At 40.2% G+C, this 6,112-nt stretch carries 4 protein-coding genes; 3 read left to right on the forward strand and 1 reads right to left on the reverse strand.

Going from position 1 to position 6,112, the window contains the following annotated elements; all coding sequences use genetic code 11:
• Window positions 1–150 precede the first annotated feature (150 nt).
• Complete coding sequence (locus CSV79_RS16065; protein WP_099690062.1) at window positions 151–441, reverse strand: hypothetical protein; 291 nt, start codon at window positions 439–441, stop codon at window positions 151–153.
• Window positions 442–877: 436 nt separating this feature from the next.
• Here CSV79_RS16065 and CSV79_RS16070 point away from each other — a divergent pair, with 436 nt between their 5' ends.
• The 3 genes from CSV79_RS16070 to CSV79_RS16085 all read left to right on the forward strand — a co-directional run bounded on the left by CSV79_RS16070 (window position 878) and on the right by CSV79_RS16085 (window position 5,564).
• Window positions 878–1,183 (forward strand): hypothetical protein, encoded by a 306-nt coding sequence (locus CSV79_RS16070; RefSeq protein WP_099690063.1) that lies wholly within the window; start codon window positions 878–880, stop codon window positions 1,181–1,183.
• Window positions 1,184–1,415: 232 nt separating this feature from the next.
• A complete protein-coding gene (locus CSV79_RS16075) occupies window positions 1,416–2,657 on the forward strand; it encodes an S-layer homology domain-containing protein (RefSeq protein ID WP_099690064.1) in 1,242 nt (413 codons plus the stop codon).
• A gap of 747 nt (window positions 2,658–3,404) precedes the next feature.
• A complete protein-coding gene (locus CSV79_RS16085) occupies window positions 3,405–5,564 on the forward strand; it encodes a S9 family peptidase (protein ID WP_233201475.1) in 2,160 nt (719 codons plus the stop codon).
• Window positions 5,565–6,112: the final 548 nt, after the last annotated feature.

The following is a 6,112-nucleotide window of genomic DNA, read 5'->3' on the forward strand; positions in this document are numbered from 1 at the left end:
GGCGCGGAATGCAAACTTACGGGGACTATGGTCAATGGTTTCTGTTGCAATAGAAAAGCATCTCCTTAAAGTTGATATATTGATCATACTAGGAGATGCTTTTTAAAAATATGCGTTGTTTGATTGGGGGCTTACGTTCAAGAAAACCCTTCAGACATTTTTTGAAGGGTTCTTCATATTATTTTTCCTACAGCGCTCTTTACCAACAACCAAACGAGCCAACCCATTCTCCCCAAATTCATCCACATAACGTTCCCTAATTTCCATAAGTCGCCGAAACTGTCCATTAGCATCTCTTGGAACGACTGCCTCTTTCACTAAATCTTTTTTGACCAGATGACTTGAAAGTTCATTCCAAAACACTTCATTATCATTCGCATCAATGATCGACTGCAACTGATTTTCGTATTCTTGCGTAGGAAAGGAACCATACAGCTTCATTCAACTGCCATTATCGAAACATAAGGCTTTTTAATTGCTGAAATCCCTTCCAAAATAAATACTATGAAAATTCAAATTCACCCCCTAAAATGCCAACGAAATTCAATTTTGCGAAGCCCTGACATGATACCTATCAACTTTCCACGTACGCAAAATTCAATTTTCCCGTTTTGACGAATCAAATCCATCTCCACTACACTCAGTGAGAACAGCTAGTAGTATTCTCTCGTTTGGACTAAAAAGTGATACAATAAAATTAACAGAATTCGAGGTAGAAGCGTATAGATTCTACATCATGTATATCGAAACGGCTACCACTGGAACGTTTGATAGACCTTAAGGTGGACTATGTGTGAATATCTAAATTTTAGTCTGTTTGATCAAACGGAATGGAAAAAATTACGACGATATCTTTAGAGAATTGGAGGCTATCGCTATGAATGATGAAACACTTCGTTCAGCTTTTGAAAGTTGGGAAGCGTTGAGTGGCACACCGGAAGAGTTTTTTGCCTATGAGTCTAGATGGAAACGGGTGATTGATGAAGAGGCGGCTATAAGGGAGGCTGAATTGCGTTTGGAGGAAGCGGTTCAGGAAGCGGTTCAGGAAGCGGCCTTTAAAACAAAGAAACAAATGGCGCGTAATCTTTTAGACATGGGAATGGAAGTAGAGAAAATTGCTGAGGCTACAGAACTTGATAAACAACTAGTTCTTGATATTCAAACAGAAATGCGTCATAGGTGAGCAGTTAGAGACGTTGGAATAGGGCACTTGTGTAAAGACAATCGTGAATGTGTAAACACACACGGAAGTTTTCTGCACAGGTGCTTTTTTTACAAAGCGGTGCCAGCATACATCCAACAAATAAAATCAACTAATATCGGACTATTCGGAATAATTGTAGAGAAGTCATTCGTTTATTGGTAGTATGGTAGTAAGAGGCTGTCGCTGAATAAAATGAAGAGGAGAGAATAGCTTGAAGAAGATATTTAAAGTTGTGCTCTGGACGTTGCTACTGCTTGTTTTGTCGTTTGTTCCGATGGGGTTTGATGAAGTGTTGGCAAAAGAGTTTAAAGACGTATCGAAGAAGCATCCGAACTACGTGGCGATTCAGGAAATGCAAAAAGCAGGGTTCATCAATGGCTATCCTGACGGGAGTTTCCGTCCGCAGGAGCCTGTAAGTCGTAAACATGTGGCGGTATTGCTTGATAAAGTATTGAAGTTCCCGCAACCGTCCACTCAGGGAGTTGTATTTTCAGATGTACCGAAAAATCATGCCTATTATACACCGATTATGAAGTTATATGATCAGGGAATTGTGGGCGGATCGGACGGTAAGTTTAATCCTGAATCCTCTCTTACACGTATTCAGATGGCAAAGATGCTGGACTTGGCATTTGAATTCAATATGACTAAGCATGCAGGGTTTTATGATCTTATCGTCACTCACTGGGGCTATGTCCATGCGAATGCATTGTTCGCAAACGATGTGACGAAAGGAGATAGAGGACAATTTAAGCCGAATGAAAAAGTGACACGTGCGCATTACGCAGAATTTCTCTACCGTGCAATTCAGGCACATAACGCTCAACCAAGTGGCGACCAACTAGTGAAAAATCGTGCACTGGACAAATTATTCCGGTTAACCTCTTCCATCGAACGCATCTTCCGTCTAAGCGAAGATAACAATCAAACGTTCAACCAAGTCCGTCCTGAATTCCTTCAATATGCGACCGCAAGATACGTGGATGATGTGATTGCGAAGGTGTATAGTGGAGAATTTGACTATCTTCCGTATGTGGATGATATACTGCATACAGAAGTGAAATTGCGTTTGGATTACTCCCAGCCGGATCCAGATGTACTCCATGTGTCTACGATCCAATTCCGAAATGTACATGATGACAAGGGAGGATTTGTCAATGCGGTGTTTATCAACGATTCGGGTCAGTGGAAAATCTCGAGTTATGATGTAGAATTTCCAGGCACGAAAAATTTCCAACTGACCATGGATGAAGCAAAGTTTGCGATAGAAGATGAGTATGACCGATACGGTTTTGAAAATGTACGAGTGACATACGTCTCGAAGAAGCAAGTGACGGGCGAAGATTACTCGACTCATAAAAAATACACCTTTGATCAATATAAATTTATGGTAGATAGCGATTTTGGCAGACACTATATGACCTTCAATTCCGATAGTGGGCTTATCTACTAATCAAAAAAAGTGGAACTAGAGTGAATGAAGATTGATAGCGACAGTCACATAACGTGAAAAGTACCTGTACAAGAAACAAACGTGAATGTGTAAACAAACACGAAAGTTTTCTGCACGGGTACATTTTTACTTTAGGTAATCTTTCATTGACCAGCCATTTAGTTCAACAAGTATGGTGTGTGTGTACAGTCAATTATGTTCTTTTTTCCTTTTGAAACTTTTCTATCAAATAAGCGTATGCATTAATAAATACTACTTTTTGAGGTGATAATAATGGGCGAACAAAAATTTAATTGCAAATTCTGCGGTAGTGATTCTTTTACTAAAGGGATAATGGATAACGGATAACATTATTAAATTAAGACCAATAGATAAACCATTCTTCGCTGGATCCGCACTTATCTATACCTTCTGTAAAGATTGCGGAGAAGTTGCATCTATCAAGGTTGATAAACCGCACAATTTTTGAGTTGTAATTCTGCTTTTTCATGTCGCGTTTTGTGTCAACTCTATTATGATTCCTTAGCAATAATCGGGTGCAATAAACGAATAAAATCCATGCTTTACTAATAGGTACCAGGTCCCCGAACAATTCAGCATCGTTTAGGGAACTGGTATCTTTTTATTCTGAGCCGTATGGAAAACAAGCGATTGACCCAAACTACATTACCTCAATTATAACTAGTTGGCAGTAGCCATGTATTCACATGCTATTTAAATAATACGAAGAATAGGGGGGATTTTCCAGTGAAAAAACAAGCTTTACTTGCAGCGATGACTTCCGCACTACTCGTATCCTCTCCACTTGTTGCCCAAGCAGATGAAACGGTTCGGACACTTGACCAGGAACGTGTAAGCGTGGCGGAAACATGGAAACGTGAAAAACAGATCACAAAGGGTGAAGCAGCTAAAATTTTAGACCATGCCCTTCAGATTAAAGAACAGGTGAAGACTCCATCGGATTATATGCATTCTGCACAAATCGATCGACTTTTAAACGTAAACAGCCAAGCGGATGAAACCGTGACAGCTGAAGAAATGGAAAGCATTATTAATAATGCAAAGACGTTCGTTTCAAAAAACATCAACAATAAAGGGGTAAAAGAAATCTCTGTAGAAGATTTCATGAAAAACCCAGGAGATTCCGGTTACGAAATGTCGCTGGATGGAGAGTATATTTCGTATAGGTCCGAATGGAAGAACCGAATGAATGTCTTTGTCAAAAAGATGCATGGGGAGGATGAACCGATTCGGGTGACCAGTTCAACTGATCGGGACATCTCTGCATCGTTCTGGAAGGATGATCATATCCTTTATTTGAAAGATCATGGTGGAGATGAGAATTTCCATGTGTATGCGTCCAGTTTCAATGGCCGGGAAGAACGAGATTTAACACCTTATCCCGATGCCAAAGTGCAGTTGATCAGCAACTTGTCTGGTATTGAAAATGAAATCCTCATTGGGTTGAATAAAGATGATCCAACGGTCTTTGATGCCTATCGATTGAATATTAAAACCGGTGACCTAGACCAAGTGGCGAAAAATCCCGGCAATATTGCTGGCTGGCTCGCAGACCATGATGGCAAAATCCGAATCGCGATCGAAACGGATGGTGTGGATAGTACAATTCTTTATCGTGAAACAGAAGAGGATGAATTTAAGCCGTTTGTCCAAACAGAAGAAAGTGATGTCATTTCACCCATCGCATTTTCAAAAGATAATCAATCCATTTATGCTTTATCTAATAAAGGTCGGGATAAGATGGAGGTAGTCGTGTTCGATTTAGATGCAAATGAGAAGGTCCTTTATTCCAACCCGCAAGTAGACGTGACGGACGCTATCTATGATAAGAAGAAAGATGCTCTTGTAGCAAGCAAGTATATAACAGACAAACCGCATTATAAGTTTTTTGATAAAGAATTAGAACGCATGTTCAACCAGTTGAAAGACGAACTTCAAGTGGATGAAAGCGAACTGATGCTTAAAGATTATAATGAAGAGATGAACAAATTCATCATGCTTGTTTCAAGTGATAAAGAATTTGGCACCTATTACTATTACGATTCGACAACAGATGAACTGACGAAATTGACGGAACTTTCTTCGTGGCTCGATCGTGATCACTTAGCTGATATGCACCCCATTTCCTATACAAGTAGAGATGGTCTGACCATTCATGGCTATTTGACATTGCCGAAAAATAAAAAACCGGAACAATTACCACTCATCGTCAATCCGCATGGCGGACCTTGGGCGCGTGATATGTGGGGCTTCAACCAGGAAGTGCAGCTGCTTGCCAACCGTGGATACGCGGTGCTCCAAGTGAACTTCCGTTCTTCCACTGGTTACGGTAAAGCATTTTCGGATGCAGGCAACAAGGAATGGGGATTAAAGATCCAAGATGATATTACAGACGGTGTTCAATGGACCATCGATCAAGGTATAGCAGATCCCGATCGGGTCGGAATTTACGGGGCGTCCTTCGGGGGCTATGCGACGTTAGCCGGTATCACCTTCACCCCGGATCTATATGCAGCAGCTGTAGACTATGTGGGCGTCTCCAATATCTTTACGCTGCTCGAAACCATCCCGCCATATTGGGAAACGATTCGGAATGACCTATATAAAAGGGTTGGCCATCCAGTCCATGACAAAGAACTTTTGGAATCTGTCTCACCTGTCTTCCACGTTGACAAAATTAAAACACCTTTATTTGTAGCACAAGGTGCAAATGATCCGCGTGTCAACCAAGCTGAATCAGATCAGATCGTAGAAGCCTTGCAGAAGCGTGGCATTGATGTGGAATATATGCTAAAAGAAAACGAAGGTCATGGCTTCCAAAATGAAGAAAATCGAATTGAGTTTTATCATGCGATGATCAAGTTTTTTGATAAGCATTTGAAGTGACGTACGATTGAAAGAAGGCATTACGACTCAACTCTAAAGCTATTCTGACTACCTTCCGCAAACTATCCTTTCACAAGGAAACCGAAACCCTTCGAATATGTACTTTCGAAGGGTTATTTTTGTATGCCTTAGGTGCCAGGTGTTTGAACAATTTACAACCCTGATAGAAACTTTAAAAATAACTTGAAAAGTACCTGTACAAGAAACACACGTGAATGTGTAAACAAACACGAAAGTTTTCTGAACGGGTACTTTTTTGTTTTGGTTAATCTTTATGGATATTTTCAGTATTGTAACTAAAAGAGTGAAATAAGGGGGCGGAATATAGTTGCTTGCCTTCAAAACCTTGGAAAAAGTGAAGCCTTTCACACTTTATGAACGTATGGATAGTAGAACTATGCTTGTTTCGTTAACGGGCCAGTTTCTTTTAAGAGGAGGATGAAATATGCATAAGTTTTTAATTGGTTTCTCAATCGTATTTTTTATCGCTTGCCTAGTATTACTTATTAAAACTTTTGTTGGGTCGTTTGATTGGATTAATATTGTCG

The sequence above is a fragment of the Sporosarcina sp. P13 genome (genome assembly GCF_002743055.1).
Taxonomy (GTDB): Bacteria; Bacillota; Bacilli; order Bacillales_A; family Planococcaceae; genus Sporosarcina.

What these genes read in the sequence shown, in the direction of transcription:
- CSV79_RS16065 (WP_099690062.1), bottom strand. Translation starts at nt 441, where the DNA reads ATGAAGCTGTATGGTTCCTTTCCTACGCAAGAATACGAAAATCAGTTG.
- CSV79_RS16070 (WP_099690063.1), top strand. Translation starts at nt 878, where the DNA reads ATGAATGATGAAACACTTCGTTCAGCTTTTGAAAGTTGGGAAGCGTTG.